The following is an 18,383-nucleotide window of genomic DNA, read 5'->3' as shown; positions in this document are numbered from 1 at the left end:
CGTGTAATTAGATCTAACTTGAGCTAACCATTTGCTACAGAAGATTTAACCGTGTTAAGATTCTAATTATCTCAGAATCAAGATATTGTATAATTCCACATGAATCTGGGAAAATTTCAAATGGAATCAATACATCGAGAAGGGAAGTAGAGAAGTGGTTAAAGTAGCAGTTATTTATTATAGTTCAACAGGTACTAATTATCAGCTGGCGAATTGGGCAGCAGACGCAATAAAGGAAGCCGGAGCAGAAGTAAGAGTTGTTCGTGCACAAGAAACAGCTCCAAAGCCTGCAATTGCATCAAATTCGAAGTGGGAGCAACACCTGCAAGATACCGAGCATGTTCCAGAAGCAAGCTCTGATGATATTGAGTGGGCAGATGCAATTATTTTCAGCATGCCAACTCGATTCGGTGGTGTGCCATCACAAATGAAGCAATTTATTGATTCACAAGGTGGTTTATGGGCCGCTGGTAAGACAGCTAATAAAGTGGTAAGTGCGATGTCTTCTGCATCTAACCCGCACGGTGGTCAAGAAGCAACGTTGTTGAATTTTTATACATCGATGATGCACTGGGGAGCTATTATTGTGCCACCAGGGTATACAGATCAATCAGCCTTTACTTCAGGTGGAAATCCTTATGGAAACAGTGTCACACATACACCAGATGGTGATTTTGTCGAGGATGTAGAAGATGCAGTGAAGCATCAAGCTAAACGTGTTGTCGAAGTCGCAACGAAGATTCACGGATAATGTATAACCTAAAGACGAATTTCTATGTTTATAGAGATTCGTCTTTTTAATACGTTTGTACAGGTAAAGCAAGGATATGCCCGTTATCTTTAGAGTTATCATTTTTTAAAGTGTTAACTCGACACTGAAATCCAGAATAGTAAATAAAACTTGATGAAATGACAGAATTATGTCAAAGTAGAGGATGGAAAAAATAAATAGGACATGTAGGGGGACCGGTGTTGCCGGTTGAGAAAGTTGCCGTTAGTTGCTTGACCCTTAGAACCTGATCTGGTTAGTACCAGCGTAGGGAACATATAAGATAACCGAATCTATATGCACCCTAGGCTTTCGAGTCTAGGGTGTTTCTTGTATGTTCCCCCAGAAAAAGAAAAAGGGGGATTTTTTATGAAAAAAATAATGGTCGCACTACTTGCAGTGTGTATCGTGTTGGTGGGGTGTGGAGAAGAAAACAGCTCCTCAGATAAAATGGAGGAGGTAACACTTGTCTTAGACTGGACACCTAATACTAACCACACTGGATTATATGTTGCCGAATCGAAAGGGTATTTCGAAGAACAAGGATTAAATGTAGAAATTGTAATGCCAGGTGAAGCAGGTGCAGATCAAACAGTTGCTTCAGGAAAAGCTGAATTTGGCATAAGCTACCAGGAGTCTGTCACAGAGGCAAGAGTCCAGGATATCCCATTAGTATCCATCGCAGCCGTGATCCAGCATAATACATCAGGCTTTGCTTCCCCGGTTGATAAAGAAATTACGTCACCAGCCGACTTTGCCGGGAAAACTTACGGTGGCTGGGGAGCGCCCGTAGAGTCTGCTGTAATTGATTCATTAATGAAACAGGAAGATGCATCGGTAGAGGATGTTGACATCGTCAATATGGGGAATACTGATTTCTTTACGGCGGTCGAAAGAGATGTCGATTTTGCCTGGATTTACTATGGCTGGACAGGTATCGAAGCAGAATTGCGCGGCAAAGAGTTAAATATGCTTTACTTAACTGATTATTCGGAGAAGCTGGATTACTATACACCAGTTATTACAACCAATGAAAATATGATAGAGAAGAATCCGGAAACGATTAAAAAATTCATAGCAGCTGTAAGCAAAGGTTATCAATTCACAATCGATAACCCGGACGAAGCTGCCGATATTTTAATTGAGGAAGTACCTGATCTTGATGAAGAGTTAGTACATGCCAGTCAGCAATGGTTGTCTCCAAAGTATCAAGATGATGCTGCTCAATGGGGTGAACAATCACAAGACGTATGGCAGAACTATGCTGATTTCATGTATGAGAATGATTTGCTCGATCGAGAACTAGACGCAGAAGCAGCCTTTACCAATGAATTTTTACCTGAATAGGAGGATTAAATATGGCAGAAGCATTAGTAAGTGTTCAAATGATACCGAAAACCCTGAATGGAGAAGACTCTATTCCCTATGTAGACGAAGCAATTGCTGTAATCGATCAATCGGGAGTTAATTACCATGTTGGACCATTAGAAACAACGATGGAAGGGGAGTTATCTGAATTGTTTGCTGTCATTGAAAAAATGAATCAGCGCATGCATCAGTTAAATTGTCCCAGCGTAATCTCGCAAGTCAAAATTTATTCGCGACAGGATCGTAAGGCATCCATGACAGAATTAACGAAAAAATATCGATAAAGTTGAAAGTGGCCATAAAATGGACGGAAGTGGCCATAAAAGTCTTATAAGTGGCCATAAAATAAGCAAAAGTGACCATAAAAGTACAAAAAGTGGCCATAAAACACTTGAAAGTGGCCATAAAAAATTGAGGTAGGTTTTATGTGGAGAAAGGTATCATTACCAGTAATTATGATTATTAGTATTCTACTGATTTGGGAAGGTTCCAGCAGGTTATTACAAATACCTAGCTGGATTCTGCCTGCACCAACAGAAATAATTACAGAAGCTATCCAAGGATGGGCGAATTTTCAACAGCATGTTTGGGCAACGGTAAGTCTCACAACTGGTGGATTTATTATAGGTACCTTATGTGGTCTGATAATAGCAATGCTGCTTCATGTATTGCCAAGGGTAAGAGAAGCGGTATATCCATTGTTGATCTTGTCACAAAATATACCAATCATTGTTCTTGCTCCACTTCTTGTAATTTGGTTTGGTTTTGGCATTACACCAAAATTGTTGATTATTACATTAGTTTGCTTTTTTCCCATTGCTGTTTCCACATTGGATGGATTTAACCAAACGGATGCTGAATTGATCCATTATATGAAAATGGCTGGTGCGACCAAAAAACAAGTGTTTACCAAATTAGAATTACCACACGCTGTTCCGCAGATTTTTTCTGGTTTAAAAATATCCGCTACTTATAGTGTGATGGGAGCAGTGATTTCTGAGTGGCTTGGTGCCAATAAGGGAATTGGTGTATATATGACATTGGCATCTTCTTCGTTTAGAACAGATCGAGTTTTTGTAGCTATATTTATCATCATGTTATTATGTTTTATTTTCTTTTCGATTATTATTGGCTTAGAAAAAATAATTTTAAAATGGCGTCCATCTAAGGGGGAGTCATCATGACTACGTTAGAATTAGTCAACATAAGTAAGAAGTTTCAGTCACAACCAGTGCTTACTGATGTCAATCTGAAAGTTGGAAATGGTGAGTTTGTGTCGCTGTTAGGACCTTCCGGGAGCGGAAAAAGTACCATTTTTCATTTGATTGGCGGGCTGTATTTACCTGATCAAGGAAGCATCCGTTTAGATGATCAGGAAATAAACGGTCAAAAAGGTTCGATTAGTTATATGCCGCAGACATCATCCTTATTCCCATGGCGAACGGTTTTAGAAAATGTTATGTTGGGGGCAGAATTGCATCAGAAACCAGATAAACAAAGAGCGCAGGAAATGCTTCAACGTGCTGGATTACACGCATATAGTGAAGCATATCCACATGAGTTATCAGGTGGTATGCGGCAACGAGTGGCTTTTGTGCGGAGTATGTTAAGTCCGCAGTCATTCCTCTGTTTGGACGAGCCTTTTTCCGCACTGGATGAATTTACGAGATTGGACATGCAAAAATGGTTATTATCGATTTGGGAAGAGGAGCGTCCATCAGTATTATTTGTTACACATAATATTGAAGAGGCGATTTTTCTATCTGATCGAATTCTGGTTTTAGGTGCAAAACCTGCCCAAGTGAAAGCGGAATTCACTGTTGATTTTGCACGTCCCAGAAAAGAAGAAGTGATGTTAACAACAGGATTTTTGCAATTGAAAAAGGATATTTATCAAACATTGCGTGGTGAATTAGATGATTGATAGCCATATTCATCTGGATTGGTATAAGGAAGAAGAACAGAAACAAATACTGATGAGCAACTCTATTCAAGGATTAATTGCGGTATCAAGTGACTTGGAAAGTTGTAGAAGAGTGGCAGAATTAGCTGATCAGAATAGGCTGGTCTTTCCAGCCTTTGGATGGCATCCCGAACAGCCTCTTCCGCATAAAAAGGAATTACAAATGATCTTTCAATTAATTAGAGAACGTGCTGATCAGATTGTCGCAATTGGAGAGGTTGGTCTGCCTTATTACAGTAAGAAAGAGAACCCAGCTCTTCCGATCGACTCGTACCTCTCGATTTTGGAACGTTTTATTATCATTGCCAAAGAACTCCATCTTCCTATCGTATTACACGCTGTTTATGAAGATGCTGACATCGTTTGTGATCTCTTAGAAAAACATCATATGGAAAGCGCACATTTTCATTGGTTTAAAGGTTCAGCTGCCACCATGAACAGAATGATAGATAACGGATATTATATTTCAATTACGCCTGACTGTCTCTATGAAGAAGAAATACAGCAAATTATTCAATATTATCCTTTGCAATTAATGATGATTGAAACAGATGGACCTTGGCCATTTGAAGGTCCATTTGCGGGTCACATGACACATCCTGAAATGATGAAAAACTCTCTTGATATCATTGCTGCAATTAAACAACTTCCCTTAGACGAAGTGGAAGAAACGATAGAAAGAAATACACGGACATTTTATTGTCTTAAATAAGTTGGGTATCTATTGACAGCAATCATCTTACATTGATGATTGCTGCTTTTTTAATGGATGAAATGTTACTGGATTCAAAAGGAAATGACAGTGACAATACGCCGAACACCTGAACAAGCAGCAACTTCAAGCGAAAGATACAATATCCGACTGCCCAACCGTGAATAAGGCAGACCTTTTGCGGTGGGAGGTCTTCGAAGCACTTCTCCTCTAAACTTACTAACTTATTCACCAAAACAGCAAAACTGGCTCCTCTACAAATTACTAAAATGGGTATCTTTTTCAGCAAAGTCTGAAATCATTCACATGCGACACCATCAAGATCTCGATCCAAATGTTTTCCATATCCTTTATCTCCTTCGTATAAAGGAGTTACTCCTGCTGATTTTGCCTCTGAGCAACTTTCGTATATATTTGCACTGGGATCTGATTCTTCTTCGTGACGAAAACCATCCTCCTTGACATAACCATCTATACTCCAAATGCCTAGTTGATCAGCTTGAGCTTCTTGCTCTGCCTGTTCCATTTCTGTTTGATGGGTATAGGGTGGATCATACACATACGCGTATCTGGCAAGACCGTTTTTTAACAATAGTTGATTGAAGTTTTCTCCATCTATCCAAATATAACCGAGCAGACGATCATATTTATCTCGTTTAGGCCCGTCGAATTCAACTTGAACAGTTTCTCCTGATAATATTTTCTCAGCAAAGTCTGAAGCTTCTTGTCCGAATGGCTGCTTCGGTAAATCAGGGTGTTTGGTTTCAGGAGTGTCCACTAAAAGTAATCGAATATTCTCTTCTTCACCGTTTATTTCAATTTTTATCGTATCCCCGTCCACTACGTGAATAACCTTCGCCTCAGCATCATATACGGTATCACTGCTGTAATCCATTGCAGGAAGGCCGCAACTGGTAAGAAAAATACTGATAAGAAATAATAGTATGAACACTGTTCGTTGAAGCATGCTTACACCTTCCTCTATAACTTTATATGCATTGAAAAATAGTTTACTATAGTAGATAACAATTGAAAAGATAAAGTGAGGGACTTTGATGAAAAAATGGTTGTTGATCGTATTCGCGGCATTCTTCCTATTTTTCCTTGTTCACACTTCGTTCATTGTGATAGATGGATGGACAGATGAGAAGAAACAAACAGAGCTTGGTGTGGTTTTTGGCAATAAAGTAAATCAAGATGGCAGTCTGTCGAAACGCTTAAAGGCAAGATTAGATAAAGCGCTTCAATATTATGAATCGAAAAAGGTAGAAAAAGTACTAGTAAGCGGCGGAATAGGAAAAGAAGACTTTGACGAAGCAAAAGTGATGGAGCAATACTTGATTCGAAAAGGTGTAAATTCTGCAGATATTATCGTTGACAGTAATGGTTATAATACGAGAATGACAGCTGAAAATAGTTTTCGTATCGCTAAGGCTAATCAGTTGTCGGTTCATAGAATAACGGTCATTACACAATATTTTCATGTTACCAGAGCTAAGCTAGCAATGAAGCAAGCAGGATTTCAAGCTACTGCAGGGGCACATGCTGAATATGTTGAATGGAGAGACATCTATTCGATAATACGTGAGTTTCCTGCATTCTATCAATACTGGCTATTTTCAGATTAGTTTATGAAATTTTTGTGAAGGATGTTAAACATCGGTAGTATTGGCAATTAGATTCAGTATAATGGAAATGTATCTATTACTAGATTAAAAAGGTCCTGTTCTGGATATAAATGGGTAATGTTACATAACAAATACGAACAGACTTGAAAGGAGCATTTATTGATGAAAAAATTAGTCCTATTATGCCTAACTCTTACACTAGTTATGGTTTTAGCAGCTTGTGGTTCTGGTGAAGAAGACAATGCCAGTGAAGATAACCAGAATTCTGCAACAACGGGAAATGGTGAAAGCGTGGATTTAGTTGCGACAAACTGGGAATTTGATCAGGAAGAATATACAGTTCCAGCAGGAGAAGTGACGGTTAACTTAACAAGTAAAGAAGGCTTTCATGGTATCGTGATCGAAAATAGCGATGTGTCCATTGAAGGGGAAGGCTCAGCTACTACGACGTTAGAACCGGGTGAATACACCATTAGATGTTCAGTGCCATGTGGCACGGGGCACAGTGAAATGACCGCTACGCTTGTAGTACAATAAGCATTTAGTGAAGGACGGATTCTCGTTGCCACCGCAACAAACAATCCGTCCTCTTTTTAATTTAGCAATGAAGAAGCTCGACTTAGCAAAGAAAAATCATCCAGGATTAAACCAGGTATTTCTTTTCGACAGTATCAAATTACCAAATAGGAATGCGTTGATGCCGGGAACAGGATAATGTTAAACTATAAAGCAGGAGAGGAATAATTGAAGGAATGAGGTTACTATGAGTATCGAAATTTTATATGAAGACAATCATTTGTTAATGGTTGAAAAACCTGTTAACTTGCCGGTGCAACAAGATCAAAGTAATGATCATGACTTATTAAATATATTGAAAGAAGATATAAAATACCGCTATCAGAAACCAGGAAATGTCTATTTAGGACTGGTCCACCGCCTAGACCGGCCTGTTGGTGGTGCGATGGTATTCGCCAAAACATCAAAAGCAGCTTCGAGGCTATCCAATACCATTCGTAAAAATGAAATAGACAAAACATATCTGGCAGTTGTCAGAGGAGTTCCAGATCAGGCAACTGGTCATTTTGTTGATTATCTTGTGAAGGATAAAAAACAAAACAAAGTATCGGTGACATCATCACAATCGAAGCAGGCAAAAAAAGCAGAGCTTGGTTATGAGCTTTTAGCAAGTGAAAGTGGATTAAGCTTAGTGAAAATTCATCTCTACACAGGAAGACCACATCAAATCCGTGTTCAGTTTGCTTCCCGTAATATGCCGCTTTACGGAGACCAGAAGTATGGAGCGAAACAAAATAAGCCTGGACAGCAGATTTCACTATGGTCGCATCGATTACGTTTTTTTCATCCTGTTCGCCAAGAAGAAATCAGTAAAAAATCATTTCCGCCGGATACATTTCCTTGGTCCAAATGGAATGATATTTTGTATGCATGATGATAGAGAGGATGAGAGAAATGGAATTAGGTGTGTATAGTTTAGGAGAAATATTGTCTGATCCGAAAACAAATCAGGTCCGTTCAGCACATGACCGCATCAACGCTCTGATCGAAATGGCACAATATGCTGATCAGGCTGGTGTGGACGTATTTGGTGTCGGTGAACATCATCGGCTCGATTACGCAATATCTTCTCCGCAAATGCTGTTATCTGCTATATCCCAAAGAACGAAATCAATACGATTAACGGCATTAACTTCCTTATTAAATACAGCTGACCCTGTCCGCTTATTTGAAGACTTTGCCACGTTAGACCTCTTATCAGGTGGACGAGTAGAATTTACTGCAGGAAGAGGTGCGTTTGTAGAGGCATTTCCTCTGTTTGGTTATGATGAGAAGAATTATGATGAACTGTTTAGCGAGCATTTAGAGCTCTTCTTGCAACTTAATCAACAGGAACGAGTTACTTGGGAAGGGACTTACCGTTCGAAATTAGATCAGGCAGAAATAGCACCACGACCCGTACAGCAAGCTTTGCCAGTATCGATTGGTGTTGGAGGAACGATTGAAAGTGCGGAACGTGCAGGTAAAAATGGCTGTGGTTTAACAGTTGTAATGATAGGTGGCATTGCTAAGAAGTATCAGCCGCTTGTTGCCCGCTATCGTGAAGTATACAACGGCGAGCAGGCACCTCGAGTTGCTATTGCGGGGCATACGATGGTTCGCGAAACTGTTGAGGAGTTACAAAAAGACTTTTATAGCTATTATGCGAAATATTGGGAGCACTTGACAAAGCAGGGAATTGGGGGAGCAATGGGAGTTGCTCGATCTGATCTGGACTTTATTACCAGTGCAGAATCCACCTTAATGGTTGGGACTCCGGAACAAATAATCGCAAAGATACAATATCAATATCAGTTATTCGGTCATGACCGATTCTTAGCGCAAGTCGACTTTGGTGGACAACCGTTAGAATCAGTGAAAGTAACCATCGATTTATTGACAAAGAAAGTCATGCCTTATTTATAAATACAGCCATGCATATGTTCAGTATATAGCTAATATGATAAAATAAAGTTCATGTTGAAACCGCTTAACAGGAGAGGAGAATAAAATGGGTTCCAATAAAATTCGTATACCACTGCTCGTCGCTCTAGTCATCTTGATGATTTTAGATTTAACTGGTATTATATATGTTCCCGGTATCGTTATTTTCATCATCGCGATTGCACTTATCTGGTATAACATAAATATTAGAAAAAATCATAAGCGTAATTGAAAGGACAATAAATATTGTCCTTTTTTGTTTGGTTTCTTTTTTTATGGGTAAGTTAATATTATTTAGGAATGGAAGGTGAAGTATTTGAATAATCAACGAATCGACTGGCCTACATTTATTGGGGCCTTTATATTATTAATTGCAGTTACAGTTCCTCTCGTTCTATTCCCAGAAGCGGGTAAAGAATTTGTGAGTATGGCAAATACGTTTTTAACGACGAACTTTGGTGTTTTCTATTTAGCAATGGGGTTGATCGTATTTGCTTTTCTTATGTATGTGGCATTCAGTAAAAATGGACATGTTAAACTGGGAGAGGAAGGACAAAAGCCAGAATTCAATTCTTTCTCCTGGGCAGCCATGCTCTTCGCTGCTGGTATCGGTTCAAGTATTCTATATTGGTCTGTTATTGAGTGGGTTTACTATTATCAGGGACCGCCGTTCGGTATTGAAGCAGAATCGAATGAAGCGATCCAATGGGCAACAGCATATGGTATTTTTCACTGGGGACCGATTGCATGGGCGATCTATACATTGCCGGCGTTACCAATTGCTTACTTTTATTATGTGCGGAAGAAACCAGTATTGAAAGTGAGTGAAGCAGTACGACCGGTGCTTGGACAATGGGTAGATGGACCGATTGGTAAATTGATCGATGTACTGTTTATATTTGGTCTGTTAGGCGGTGCCGGGACTACTCTCGCATTAGGTACTCCGATGATCGCGGAAGGAGTTCATCATTTAACTGGTATACCGGTAACACTTGGTATGCAGGCAGTAATTATGTTAATTTGTACCGTGATTTTTGCGATAAGTGCATATTCAGGACTGCAAAAAGGAATTAAACTATTAAGTGATGTCAATTTATGGCTTGCATTATTTATTCTGGCTTTTATTCTTATTTTTGGACCGACACGCTTTATCATAGAGACGACGTTTAATGCTGTGGGGATTTTATTAGATAATTTCTTTAAAATGGCAACCTGGGTTGAACCATTTGGTAATCTTGCCGGTTTTAATGAGACAGGTTTTCCGGAAGGATGGACCGTCTTTTATTGGGCCTGGTGGCTTGTATATGCACCATTTGTCGGGCTATTCGTTGCACGTATTTCCAGAGGACGTACGATAAGGGAAATGATTATTGGTACAATGGTATACGGTACATTAGGCTGTGTGTTGTTTTTTGGGATCATGGGGAATTTTGGTCTTCATTTACAGCTGACAGGTCAATTCGATGCGATTGGTTATATGGATGCCAATGGTCCGGCAGCAACCATTATTGCTGTGATTGGACAATTGCCTTTACCGAATCTGATGATTTTTTTATTTACGGTTTTAGCGATTATCTTCCTCGCTACAACGTTTGATTCGTCTTCCTTTATTTTGGCATCTGTTGTTCAAAAAGAGGTAGGAGATGAGCCATTCAGATGGAATCGTCTATTTTGGGCATTTACTCTTTGTATCATGCCACTCGTCTTAATGTTTTTAGGTGGATTGGATACATTACAAACGGCGAGTATAGTCGGCGGTTTCCCCTTAATCTTTATTATGTTCTTGTTGGCGTGGTCTTTCATGAGAGCATCAAACCGGGATATTACAGCATCCGATGATTATGAATCACCAACCATTCATATAAAAAGATGGAAGAAAAAGAAGAAAAAATCCGCATTAGAAGTGTTGAAAGAAAAAGATCCTGATAAAAAGAATGATTAAAGAGAAAAGAGACAAGATCCTCCGTGTGATCTTGTCTTTTTTTTACGTTAGAAAAGTATAAACGAGGCGAACGCCGAGTTTTTCTAATGTTTATAAGTACAGTCATGATAGTAATCATGCTGTATATGAAGAAGGGTTCTTATAATATGGATTATGTAAACTAACCGCCTTAGCAATAAGGTAATTTTGAAATGTTTCAAGTGCTAGCATACCGCTCCGTCCAACCACTTCGCGTCCTGCGGGGCACGGCTGAAACTAGGCTACTACCCGAAATACTTCTCTGCTGCCTTGCACCGAGGAAGCCTACGTCGAAGCTTTACTAGTAGACGCAGATGCAGACGTTGTGGATCTTCAGCGCCTGCCTGTCCCGCGGGAGTCTACGTGGTTGGCCTCCGCTAAAATTGGTACTCTACAACCTTTGTAAGATATAGCATACTGATCACTCATCCCTATATAACAGGAATTGAATGATTAACATAATGCCTAAAACCACTGCTTTTAGCTGTTCCATACATTGTAGCACTTCCCTTAAGCGTAGGGAATAGGCGGAGACTCCCGTGGAATCAGCGCGAGCTGAAGATCCACTTAGGAAAGAAAAGAATTTTCTTTCCTAAGTTAGCTGAAGCCGTGCCCACAGGACGCGGAGCCTATTTCCGGAGCTTTGCTGAGCAGATAAAATATATCAAAATGACCATCTTGCAAAAAGTTCCACTTTGCATAATTCATATTATGTAGTTAGGACCGGGCTGGTTAGGTCCGGCTTTTCTTATATATAGTTGTGACTAATGCATGCAAGTCTTGTGTAATAGTTAAGGAATGGTGAAACACACTATAAAAAATGAAATGAAAAGTTGTAACTACTTAGTTCCCATCAGTACTGCCTCGTTAAAACGAGACCAGATAACTATAATAGGAATTCGCTTTACATATAATTTTCACAAGTGTCTTTACACATGTATGAAAATGTGTATAATAAAACTCATGACACGAAAGGTTAGGTGAGTGTAGTGAATCAGAAAGAGAAAATATGGGGACTGGTGATTTTGATCATCGTTTTTCTTGGATATTTCATTCCATACGCATTCTTAAGCAATGTTACAAAATGGTATGGAAGCTTTTTAATTTGGTCGATTTTAGCTATCATTGTCATCATCGCCAATTACTTTTTATCGAAGAATTGGGGTGACGAAGAATGAGTACGAGCTTAGTTTGGGCGAGTATTTCGGTATATGTTGTTATCGCTATTATAATTGCTTATTTATCTAGGAGTGGTGACCAGAAAAGTATGGCAGGTTATTTTCTGGGTGAACGCAAGCTGAATGGATTTGTATCTGCCTTAAGCTATAGTGCAACCACATACAGTGCCTTTATGCTGGTAGGACTTGCAGGTTTGACCTATAACGGTGGTGTAGGTGCATTTGGTTTTGAAATCATTTATTTTATGGGAGTTTCGCTTGTAGCCATTTTTGGTCCGCGATTTTGGCTGGTTGGCAAAAAGTATGGATATGTCACACCGTCGGAAATGCTGGGGGATCGTTATCAAAGTAAATGGGTTGCGATTGTTACTGCAATATCGAGCTGTCTATTTCTGATTCCGTACAGTGCTGTTCAACTAACAGGTATCGGTTATTTGTTAGCAGGTGTAACAGACGGTGCTATTCCATTTACGACAGGTGTTGTGATTGCAACGGTTCTAGCGATTGTTTTTTCTTATATTGCAGGTATTCGCTCTGTTGCCTGGACAGATTCACTGCAGTCGTTACTAATGATTACAACTTCTACAATTGTGGTGATTGTGATCATTCTTCACTTGGGTGGCATTGGTGGATTTTTTGATGCCATTGAAGCAAGAGATCCACAAGCGTTAGCGGTACCTGGTAATGGATTCTTCAATTTTTGGACGTTTTTAGGTTTAACGATTCCATGGTTCTTCTTCAGCATTTCGAATCCACAGGTTAGTCAGCGACTTTTTATGCCTGCTTCGCTAAAGAGCATGCGGCATATGCTGCTAGGATTTTTAGTGTTTGGATTTATTTATACGATCGTTTCTGTCGTTTGGGGTTTTTCTGCTTCCGTGCTATTCCCTGATTTAGAAAATGCCGATTTGGCGACGCCGACACTATTATCGTCAGATGTTGTCCCGCCAGTTCTAGGTGTGATTGTAATGGTTGGAATTATGGCGGCAGCTATTTCTACGATTGATTCGATATTATTAACATTGTCTTCTTTATTTTCAAGAGATGTTTATCGTAATATGACGGATAAGGCAGATGATAGTAAGCAGTTAATGGTAGGTAAGCTGGTTATTCCGGTTATTGCTGTTCTGACATTTTTATTTGCTAAATTAGAGCTGGATTTAATAGCTGTCTTGTCTGTAGCAGCTTCATCAGGTCTGATTGTTGTTGTTCCAGCAATCATCGGCAGCTTTTTTTGGAAAAAAGGTACAGCGGCTGGTGCGATCAGCAGTGTTGTTCTGAGCAGCTTGCTTGTTATCTGGGTGGAAGCAACGGATGGGCTCTTATTTGGCTTAAAATCCGGTATATGGGGACTACTATCGTCAAGCTTGCTATTCATCGCTGTCAGCCTTGTTACGAAAGCACCAAAGCAAAAAGCAGAGGAATTTACGCAATATGTTAGACAAAATATGAGAAGCAGTCGTTCATAACGAACGGCTGCTTCTTTACATTTTTTATCCTTTCAACTATACTGGTAAAAGCGAATTATTTACCTGGGTAAATAATTAGGAGGGGAATTTATGGATACAAGTCATTTGTTGCACTTATATAATCAAAAATTGCGTCTTTTTCAAACTGAATTAAATGAACAATTGAAGCCATTTGGTTTATTTCATTCTCAATGGACGATATTGTATACATTGTTTCAACAAGAGGAAATGACACAAACAGAAATCTGGCAATATCTAAAAGTAGAGGCACCTACTATTACAAGAACTTTGGTCCGTATGGAGAAGAATGGATGGATCCATCGGTCAATCGGACAGGATAAAAGAGAACGCCTTGTGACATTGACAGATAAAGCAAAATCTACTTATCCCGAAATAATGAAGCAGATAAAAAAGACAGAAGCGCAATTTTTGCAAAATTTGTCGCAACAGGAAAGACATCAATTCCAGCAACTTCTAGAAAAACTATCAATAGAGAAAGAGGAATAATATGACAGAAAACAAAATTTGGACGAAAGATTTTATTAGTTTAGCTATCGTGAATTTATTCGTGTTCATGAGTTTCTATACGTTACTAACAACGTTACCTTTATTTGTTATGAATGAATGGAACGGGTCAGAAGCTGAAGGCGGCATGGTGGTGACAGCAATGTTATTAGCTGCTATATTATTACGTCCGTTCTCTGGAACGATTCTTAGTAAATATGGAAAGACCAAAGTATTACTGATCAGTAATATTTGTTTTGCAATCACAATGGTGGTTTACATCTGGATTGATTCCTATTATGCGTTACTGTTACTTCGTTTTGTTCATGGCTTTTCATTTGCCATTGTAACTACTGCGACATCAGCATTAGCAGCGGATATTATTCCAGCTGCGAAAAGAGGAGAAGGACTCGGCTATTTTACGATGTCAATGAATCTAGCTATTGTACTGGGACCATTTTTCGGATTGAGTCTCATTCAAATAACTTCCTATAATAATCTGTTTATCATTTTATCTATTTTTGCTATTTTAAGCGTGTTATCTACCTTCTTGTTAAAAGTTGAGCATCCACCAGAACAAGAAGTTACACCCTTTAATTGGAAAGAGTTACTGGAGCGTCCTGTGTTACCAATCGCCGCTATAGGGTTATTAATTTCGTTTGCGTATGCAAGTATCGTATCTTTCATTTCAGTTTTTGCCTCAGCTAGAGGGCTGGATCAGGTCTCTAGCTATTTCTTTGCTGTTTTTGCGATTACGATGCTATCTACACGTCCTTTCTTAGGGAAACAATTTGATTTAAGAGGACCACGTGCAGTTATCATTCCGTGTATGCTGTTGTTTGCTGCTGGATTTGTTCTGTTGAGTGTAGCGCACAACTCGTTTACCTTCTTGCTGGCGGCTGGAGTAATCGGAATTGGATATGGTTCGTTATTGCCTTTCTTCCTATCTATTTCTGTTTCAAAGGTTTCCTTGTCAAGAAGCGGACATGCTACAGCAACATTCTTAACCTTGTATGATGCGGGTATTGCCATCGGTTCGAGCGTGTTAGGGGTGGTTGCATCGATGTTAGGATTTACCCAGATGTTTATTCTCTTAGCGGTGTTTGTCTGCATGATTATTTGGATATTCTCTATATATATGAAATGGTCAGCGAAGCAAGTGACAGAATAAATTTGAAAAGCTCTATCTGTTTTTTGAATTTTCAAGAAATGAATTGAATCTCTATCATGCTTCCCCTAAAATAGAATTAGGAACGAGAGAGGGGAGAACATACATGGGCGAGCAAGGTTTATTCGGAGAATTTGGTGGCAGTTACGTACCGGAAGATTTAGGGAAAGTACTAGGTGTATTAGCGGAAGAATTCGAACAGGCTGTTAAGGATCCTGTATTTATTGATGAGTTTAAACAGGTTTTGGCAGATTGCGTTGGCAGAGAAAACCCGTTAACATTTGCCAAAAATTTGTCCGAGCAACAACAAGGGGCAAAAATATATTTGAAGCGAGAAGATTTAAACCATACCGGTGCCCATAAGATTAATAATGCAATTGGACAAATATTACTAGCAAAACGGATGGGAGCAAAACGAGTCATTGCTGAAACAGGTGCAGGACAGCATGGTGTTGCCACTGCTACAGCTTGCGCAATGTTTGGAATGGATTGTACGATATACATGGGAAAACATGATATGAAGCGGCAAGCCTTAAATGTTTTTAGGATGGAGTTGTTAGGTGCGAAGGTAGAAAGTGTTGCTGCTGGTCAAGGTCGGTTAAAGGATGCAGTCGATGCTGCCTTAGCAGATTTAGTGGAGAATTATCAAAATACGTTCTATTTACTAGGGTCTGCAGTAGGTCCACATCCATTTCCTACCATGGTGAAATTCTTTCAGTCGGTGATCAGCGAAGAATCAAAACGTCAGATTATCGATAAAGAAGGGAAGCTTCCTGCGGCAGTTGTAGCATGTGCTGGGGGAGGCAGTAATGCAATTGGCGCATTTGCCCACTTTATAGATGAGGAAAATGTCCGACTAATCGGGGTAGAACCAGCTGAAGCACCATCATTAACGGAAGGGGTGCCAGCGGTAATACATGGCTTTAAATGTCTGACTTTACTCGATGACGATGGTAATCCAAAACCAACTTTTTCGATTGCAGCTGGTTTGGATTACCCTGGAATAGGACCGGAGCACAGCTATCTCAAAGAAACGGGACGAGCAGAATATGTGACGATAACGGGAGAAGAAGCGTTAGCTGCATTTAAATTATTATCCGAAACAGAAGGTATCATTCCCGCATTAGAAAGTGCTCATGCTGTTGCATATGCCATGAAGCTGGCGAAAGACTTACGTGCCAGCGATAGTATCATTGTGAATCTATCGGGCCGCGGTGATAAAGATGTTCAGCAAGTCTTTGAGATGGAACATGAGGCAAATATTCAGGAGGTATAAAAGTGGCAGGAATAAAATTCGAAATTATCGAACATGTTGCTATATTGTCAGAATCACAAAAAGGGTGGCAGAAAGAAGTTAATTTGATCAGTTGGAATGATCGAGAGCCAAAGTATGACATACGCGATTGGTCACCTGACCATGAAAAAATGGGAAAAGGCGTAACCCTGACAAAAGAAGAATGGCAAACGTTAAAAAATTTATAAAAAACAAGCATCCTTTTACAGGGTGCTTGTTTTTTGTACGATAGCTTTCTAGCTATTATTGTGGCGGGATTCAGCGAGAAAGGTGAAATAATCATCACTTGATAAGGTATCAAATTTTTTTTAAAAAGTTTGTCAGATTTTCTTACAATGTTATCGACTTATATCCCGGATAGCATGTAGGATGGTGAATAACAAGTGATGTTAAAAATAGTTACATGGAAAAGGGGAAATAAAAGATGGCAACCATTACTCCAGAGAAAACGAAGAACACCGTTGAACAATTAGAAACAATTAAAGAAACTATTAAAACAAAAAATGTTGAATTATTACACATGCAATTTGTAGACATCGAAGGAACGTTAAAACAAGTTACAGTGACAGCTGAACAACTTGATGATGTAGTAAAAGGAGAAACAATGTTCGATGGTTCTTCTATTACAGGCTTTACACCTATTAACCAGTCTGATTTATACTTATTACCAGATTTAAATACATTTGCCGTGTTACCTTGGACGGAAGAAGAGGGATATTCTGAAGCACGATTCTTATGTAGTGTAACAAATCCGGATGGTACGTTGTTTGAAGGAGATCCTCGTAATATTTTAAAAAATACAGTAGATAAAGCGAAAGAAAAAGGTTTTTCAATTAATGTCGGACCTGAACTGGAATTCTTCTTATTTGAAACAGACGAGAAGAACCAGCCGACACAAACAGTGCATGATAAAGGTGGCTATTTCGAGCCGGCACCATATGATTTAGGTGAAAGAGTTCGGTTAGAAATCTATAAAACGTTGAAAAAAATGGGCTTTACTATTGAAGCTTCTCACCATGAAGTGGCAGAAGGTCAACACGAAATTAATTTCAAGTTTGATGACGCGTTAACAACAGCAGATAATGCAACTACTTTTAAATGGGTAGTAAAAACAGTTGCACAGCAATTCGGATTACGCGCTACTTTCATGCCTAAACCGGTTTTCGGTGCAAATGGTAACGGTATGCACGTAAATATGTCTTTATTCGATGAAAATGCTGGAAAGAACGCATTTTACGATGAGTCAGATTCTCGTCAATTGTCTGAAACAGCTTATTCGTTTATTGCTGGTTTATTACACCACGTACCGTCATTCGTAGCATTAACTAATCCATTAGTTAACTCGTACAAACGTCTGGTGCCTGGATATGAAGCACCTTGCTACATTGCATGGTCATCGTCTAACCGTTCTGCATTAGTACGTATCCCAGCCACTCGTGGAGCAGGTACTCGTGTAGAAATTCGTTGTCCGGATCCGAGTGCGAACCCTTACTATGCATTTGCCAGTATTGCGGCTGCTGGTATTGATGGCGTTGAAAAATCATTACAAGCACCTGCAGAAACAGTAGATGATATTTTCAGCATGGATTTAGCAGAACGTGAAGAGCGTGGTATTGATAATCTTCCAACGATGCTTGGTGAAGCGATTGAAGCTCTAAAAACAGGAGAAATTGGTAAAAAAGTTCTTGGAGAGTTTGCTTTGAATGAATATGTTTCATTTAAACAGGATGAGTGGGACAGTTATCGAATCGCCGTAACGGAATGGGAACTTGATCGCTATCAGGCCAAATTTTAATGAAAGTAATAAATAGTCTGAATTCCAAACGGATTCAGACTATTTTTTTTGATTAAACAGTTTGCCACCGTTACAA

The 18,383-nt window shown here is 39.4% G+C and carries 20 protein-coding genes and 1 riboswitch; of the genes, 19 read left to right on the top strand and 1 reads right to left on the bottom strand.

What is annotated here, in order from left to right; genetic code table 11:
- Nucleotides 1-154 precede the first annotated feature (154 nt).
- From wrbA to MUN87_RS05910, 6 genes are all read left to right on the top strand, one after another.
- Nucleotides 155-751: an NAD(P)H:quinone oxidoreductase gene (gene wrbA / locus MUN87_RS05935; protein ID WP_244746777.1), complete on the top strand. Its 597-nt coding sequence runs from the start codon at nt 155-157 to the stop codon at nt 749-751.
- Between the two features lie 198 nt (nt 752-949).
- A riboswitch (TPP riboswitch) is annotated at nt 950-1,060 on the top strand.
- 78 nt (nt 1,061-1,138) lie between these two features.
- Nucleotides 1,139-2,116 carry an ABC transporter substrate-binding protein gene (locus MUN87_RS05930; RefSeq protein ID WP_244746776.1) on the top strand — a complete coding sequence of 326 codons (978 nt, stop codon included), beginning with the start codon at nt 1,139-1,141 and terminating at the stop codon, nt 2,114-2,116.
- An 11-nt stretch (nt 2,117-2,127) separates the two neighbouring features.
- Nucleotides 2,128-2,421, top strand: coding sequence for an MTH1187 family thiamine-binding protein (locus MUN87_RS05925; RefSeq protein ID WP_244746775.1), 294 nt, complete (start codon nt 2,128-2,130; stop codon nt 2,419-2,421).
- A 141-nt stretch (nt 2,422-2,562) separates the two neighbouring features.
- Nucleotides 2,563-3,321, top strand: coding sequence for an ABC transporter permease (locus MUN87_RS05920; protein WP_244746774.1), 759 nt, complete (start codon nt 2,563-2,565; stop codon nt 3,319-3,321).
- Nucleotides 3,318-4,061 carry an ABC transporter ATP-binding protein gene (locus MUN87_RS05915; protein ID WP_244746773.1) on the top strand — a complete coding sequence of 248 codons (744 nt, stop codon included), beginning with the start codon at nt 3,318-3,320 and terminating at the stop codon, nt 4,059-4,061. The genes MUN87_RS05920 and MUN87_RS05915 overlap by 4 nt, the downstream gene beginning before the upstream one ends.
- Entirely contained in the window at nt 4,054-4,812 is a 759-nt protein-coding gene (locus MUN87_RS05910) for a TatD family hydrolase (protein ID WP_244746771.1), read from the top strand. The genes MUN87_RS05915 and MUN87_RS05910 overlap by 8 nt, the downstream gene beginning before the upstream one ends.
- 298 nt (nt 4,813-5,110) lie before the next feature.
- Here the strand turns inward: MUN87_RS05910 and MUN87_RS05905 are convergent, their stop codons facing one another.
- Nucleotides 5,111-5,779, bottom strand: coding sequence for a thermonuclease family protein (locus MUN87_RS05905; protein ID WP_244746770.1), 669 nt, complete (start codon nt 5,777-5,779; stop codon nt 5,111-5,113).
- An 88-nt stretch (nt 5,780-5,867) separates the two neighbouring features.
- Here MUN87_RS05905 and MUN87_RS05900 point away from each other — a divergent pair, with 88 nt between their 5' ends.
- The 13 genes from MUN87_RS05900 to glnA all read left to right on the top strand — a co-directional run bounded on the left by MUN87_RS05900 (nt 5,868) and on the right by glnA (nt 18,307).
- Nucleotides 5,868-6,440: a YdcF family protein gene (locus tag MUN87_RS05900; protein ID WP_244746768.1), complete on the top strand. Its 573-nt coding sequence runs from the start codon at nt 5,868-5,870 to the stop codon at nt 6,438-6,440.
- 162 nt (nt 6,441-6,602) lie between these two features.
- Entirely contained in the window at nt 6,603-6,977 is a 375-nt protein-coding gene (locus tag MUN87_RS05895; protein WP_244746766.1) for a cupredoxin domain-containing protein, read from the top strand.
- 226 nt (nt 6,978-7,203) lie between these two features.
- Nucleotides 7,204-7,890 carry an RluA family pseudouridine synthase gene (locus MUN87_RS05890; protein WP_244746765.1) on the top strand — a complete coding sequence of 229 codons (687 nt, stop codon included), beginning with the start codon at nt 7,204-7,206 and terminating at the stop codon, nt 7,888-7,890.
- A gap of 20 nt (nt 7,891-7,910) precedes the next feature.
- Complete coding sequence (locus MUN87_RS05885) at nt 7,911-8,921, top strand: LLM class flavin-dependent oxidoreductase (protein ID WP_244746763.1); 1,011 nt, start codon at nt 7,911-7,913, stop codon at nt 8,919-8,921.
- Nucleotides 8,922-9,006: 85 nt separating this feature from the next.
- Nucleotides 9,007-9,171: a hypothetical protein gene (locus MUN87_RS05880; RefSeq protein ID WP_244746762.1), complete on the top strand. Its 165-nt coding sequence runs from the start codon at nt 9,007-9,009 to the stop codon at nt 9,169-9,171.
- A gap of 84 nt (nt 9,172-9,255) precedes the next feature.
- A complete protein-coding gene (locus MUN87_RS05875; protein WP_244746761.1) occupies nt 9,256-10,881 on the top strand; it encodes a BCCT family transporter in 1,626 nt (541 codons plus the stop codon).
- Between the two features lie 1,007 nt (nt 10,882-11,888).
- The gene (locus MUN87_RS05870; RefSeq protein WP_244746759.1) at nt 11,889-12,077 is read left to right on the top strand and encodes a hypothetical protein; all 189 of its coding nucleotides are present in this window, start codon (nt 11,889-11,891) and stop codon (nt 12,075-12,077) included.
- Nucleotides 12,074-13,546 carry a sodium:solute symporter family protein gene (locus tag MUN87_RS05865; RefSeq protein ID WP_244746757.1) on the top strand — a complete coding sequence of 491 codons (1,473 nt, stop codon included), beginning with the start codon at nt 12,074-12,076 and terminating at the stop codon, nt 13,544-13,546. The genes MUN87_RS05870 and MUN87_RS05865 overlap by 4 nt, the downstream gene beginning before the upstream one ends.
- A gap of 90 nt (nt 13,547-13,636) precedes the next feature.
- Entirely contained in the window at nt 13,637-14,053 is a 417-nt protein-coding gene (locus MUN87_RS05860) for a MarR family winged helix-turn-helix transcriptional regulator (protein ID WP_244746756.1), read from the top strand.
- A 1-nt stretch (nt 14,054) separates the two neighbouring features.
- Nucleotides 14,055-15,221 (top strand): MFS transporter, encoded by a 1,167-nt coding sequence (locus MUN87_RS05855; RefSeq protein ID WP_244746755.1) that lies wholly within the window; start codon nt 14,055-14,057, stop codon nt 15,219-15,221.
- A 103-nt stretch (nt 15,222-15,324) separates the two neighbouring features.
- The gene (gene trpB, locus MUN87_RS05850; protein ID WP_244746754.1) at nt 15,325-16,494 is read left to right on the top strand and encodes a tryptophan synthase subunit beta; all 1,170 of its coding nucleotides are present in this window, start codon (nt 15,325-15,327) and stop codon (nt 16,492-16,494) included.
- 2 nt (nt 16,495-16,496) lie between these two features.
- Complete coding sequence (locus tag MUN87_RS05845) at nt 16,497-16,700, top strand: YdbC family protein (protein ID WP_244746752.1); 204 nt, start codon at nt 16,497-16,499, stop codon at nt 16,698-16,700.
- A gap of 236 nt (nt 16,701-16,936) precedes the next feature.
- Nucleotides 16,937-18,307 carry a type I glutamate--ammonia ligase gene (gene glnA / locus MUN87_RS05840; protein WP_244746750.1) on the top strand — a complete coding sequence of 457 codons (1,371 nt, stop codon included), beginning with the start codon at nt 16,937-16,939 and terminating at the stop codon, nt 18,305-18,307.
- Nucleotides 18,308-18,383 lie beyond the last annotated feature (76 nt).

Source organism: Gracilibacillus salinarum (assembly GCF_022919575.1).
In the GTDB taxonomy this organism is placed as follows: Bacteria; Bacillota; Bacilli; order Bacillales; family Amphibacillaceae; genus Gracilibacillus; species Gracilibacillus salinarum.
The sequence above is the reverse complement of the archived record's forward strand: the minus strand, read 5'-3'. Positions and strand labels throughout refer to the sequence as shown.

What these genes read in the sequence shown, in the direction of transcription:
- MUN87_RS05925 (WP_244746775.1), top strand. Translation starts at nt 2,128, where the DNA reads ATGGCAGAAGCATTAGTAAGTGTTCAAATGATACCGAAAACCCTGAAT.
- MUN87_RS05860 (WP_244746756.1), top strand. Translation starts at nt 13,637, where the DNA reads ATGGATACAAGTCATTTGTTGCACTTATATAATCAAAAATTGCGTCTT.
- MUN87_RS05855 (WP_244746755.1), top strand. Translation starts at nt 14,055, where the DNA reads ATGACAGAAAACAAAATTTGGACGAAAGATTTTATTAGTTTAGCTATC.
- MUN87_RS05905 (WP_244746770.1), bottom strand. Translation starts at nt 5,779, where the DNA reads ATGCTTCAACGAACAGTGTTCATACTATTATTTCTTATCAGTATTTTT.
- glnA (WP_244746750.1), top strand. Translation starts at nt 16,937, where the DNA reads ATGGCAACCATTACTCCAGAGAAAACGAAGAACACCGTTGAACAATTA.
- MUN87_RS05920 (WP_244746774.1), top strand. Translation starts at nt 2,563, where the DNA reads ATGTGGAGAAAGGTATCATTACCAGTAATTATGATTATTAGTATTCTA.
- MUN87_RS05915 (WP_244746773.1), top strand. Translation starts at nt 3,318, where the DNA reads ATGACTACGTTAGAATTAGTCAACATAAGTAAGAAGTTTCAGTCACAA.
- MUN87_RS05880 (WP_244746762.1), top strand. Translation starts at nt 9,007, where the DNA reads ATGGGTTCCAATAAAATTCGTATACCACTGCTCGTCGCTCTAGTCATC.
- MUN87_RS05895 (WP_244746766.1), top strand. Translation starts at nt 6,603, where the DNA reads ATGAAAAAATTAGTCCTATTATGCCTAACTCTTACACTAGTTATGGTT.
- MUN87_RS05885 (WP_244746763.1), top strand. Translation starts at nt 7,911, where the DNA reads ATGGAATTAGGTGTGTATAGTTTAGGAGAAATATTGTCTGATCCGAAA.
- MUN87_RS05865 (WP_244746757.1), top strand. Translation starts at nt 12,074, where the DNA reads ATGAGTACGAGCTTAGTTTGGGCGAGTATTTCGGTATATGTTGTTATC.
- trpB (WP_244746754.1), top strand. Translation starts at nt 15,325, where the DNA reads ATGGGCGAGCAAGGTTTATTCGGAGAATTTGGTGGCAGTTACGTACCG.
- MUN87_RS05930 (WP_244746776.1), top strand. Translation starts at nt 1,139, where the DNA reads ATGAAAAAAATAATGGTCGCACTACTTGCAGTGTGTATCGTGTTGGTG.
- MUN87_RS05890 (WP_244746765.1), top strand. Translation starts at nt 7,204, where the DNA reads ATGAGTATCGAAATTTTATATGAAGACAATCATTTGTTAATGGTTGAA.
- MUN87_RS05910 (WP_244746771.1), top strand. Translation starts at nt 4,054, where the DNA reads ATGATTGATAGCCATATTCATCTGGATTGGTATAAGGAAGAAGAACAG.
- MUN87_RS05900 (WP_244746768.1), top strand. Translation starts at nt 5,868, where the DNA reads ATGAAAAAATGGTTGTTGATCGTATTCGCGGCATTCTTCCTATTTTTC.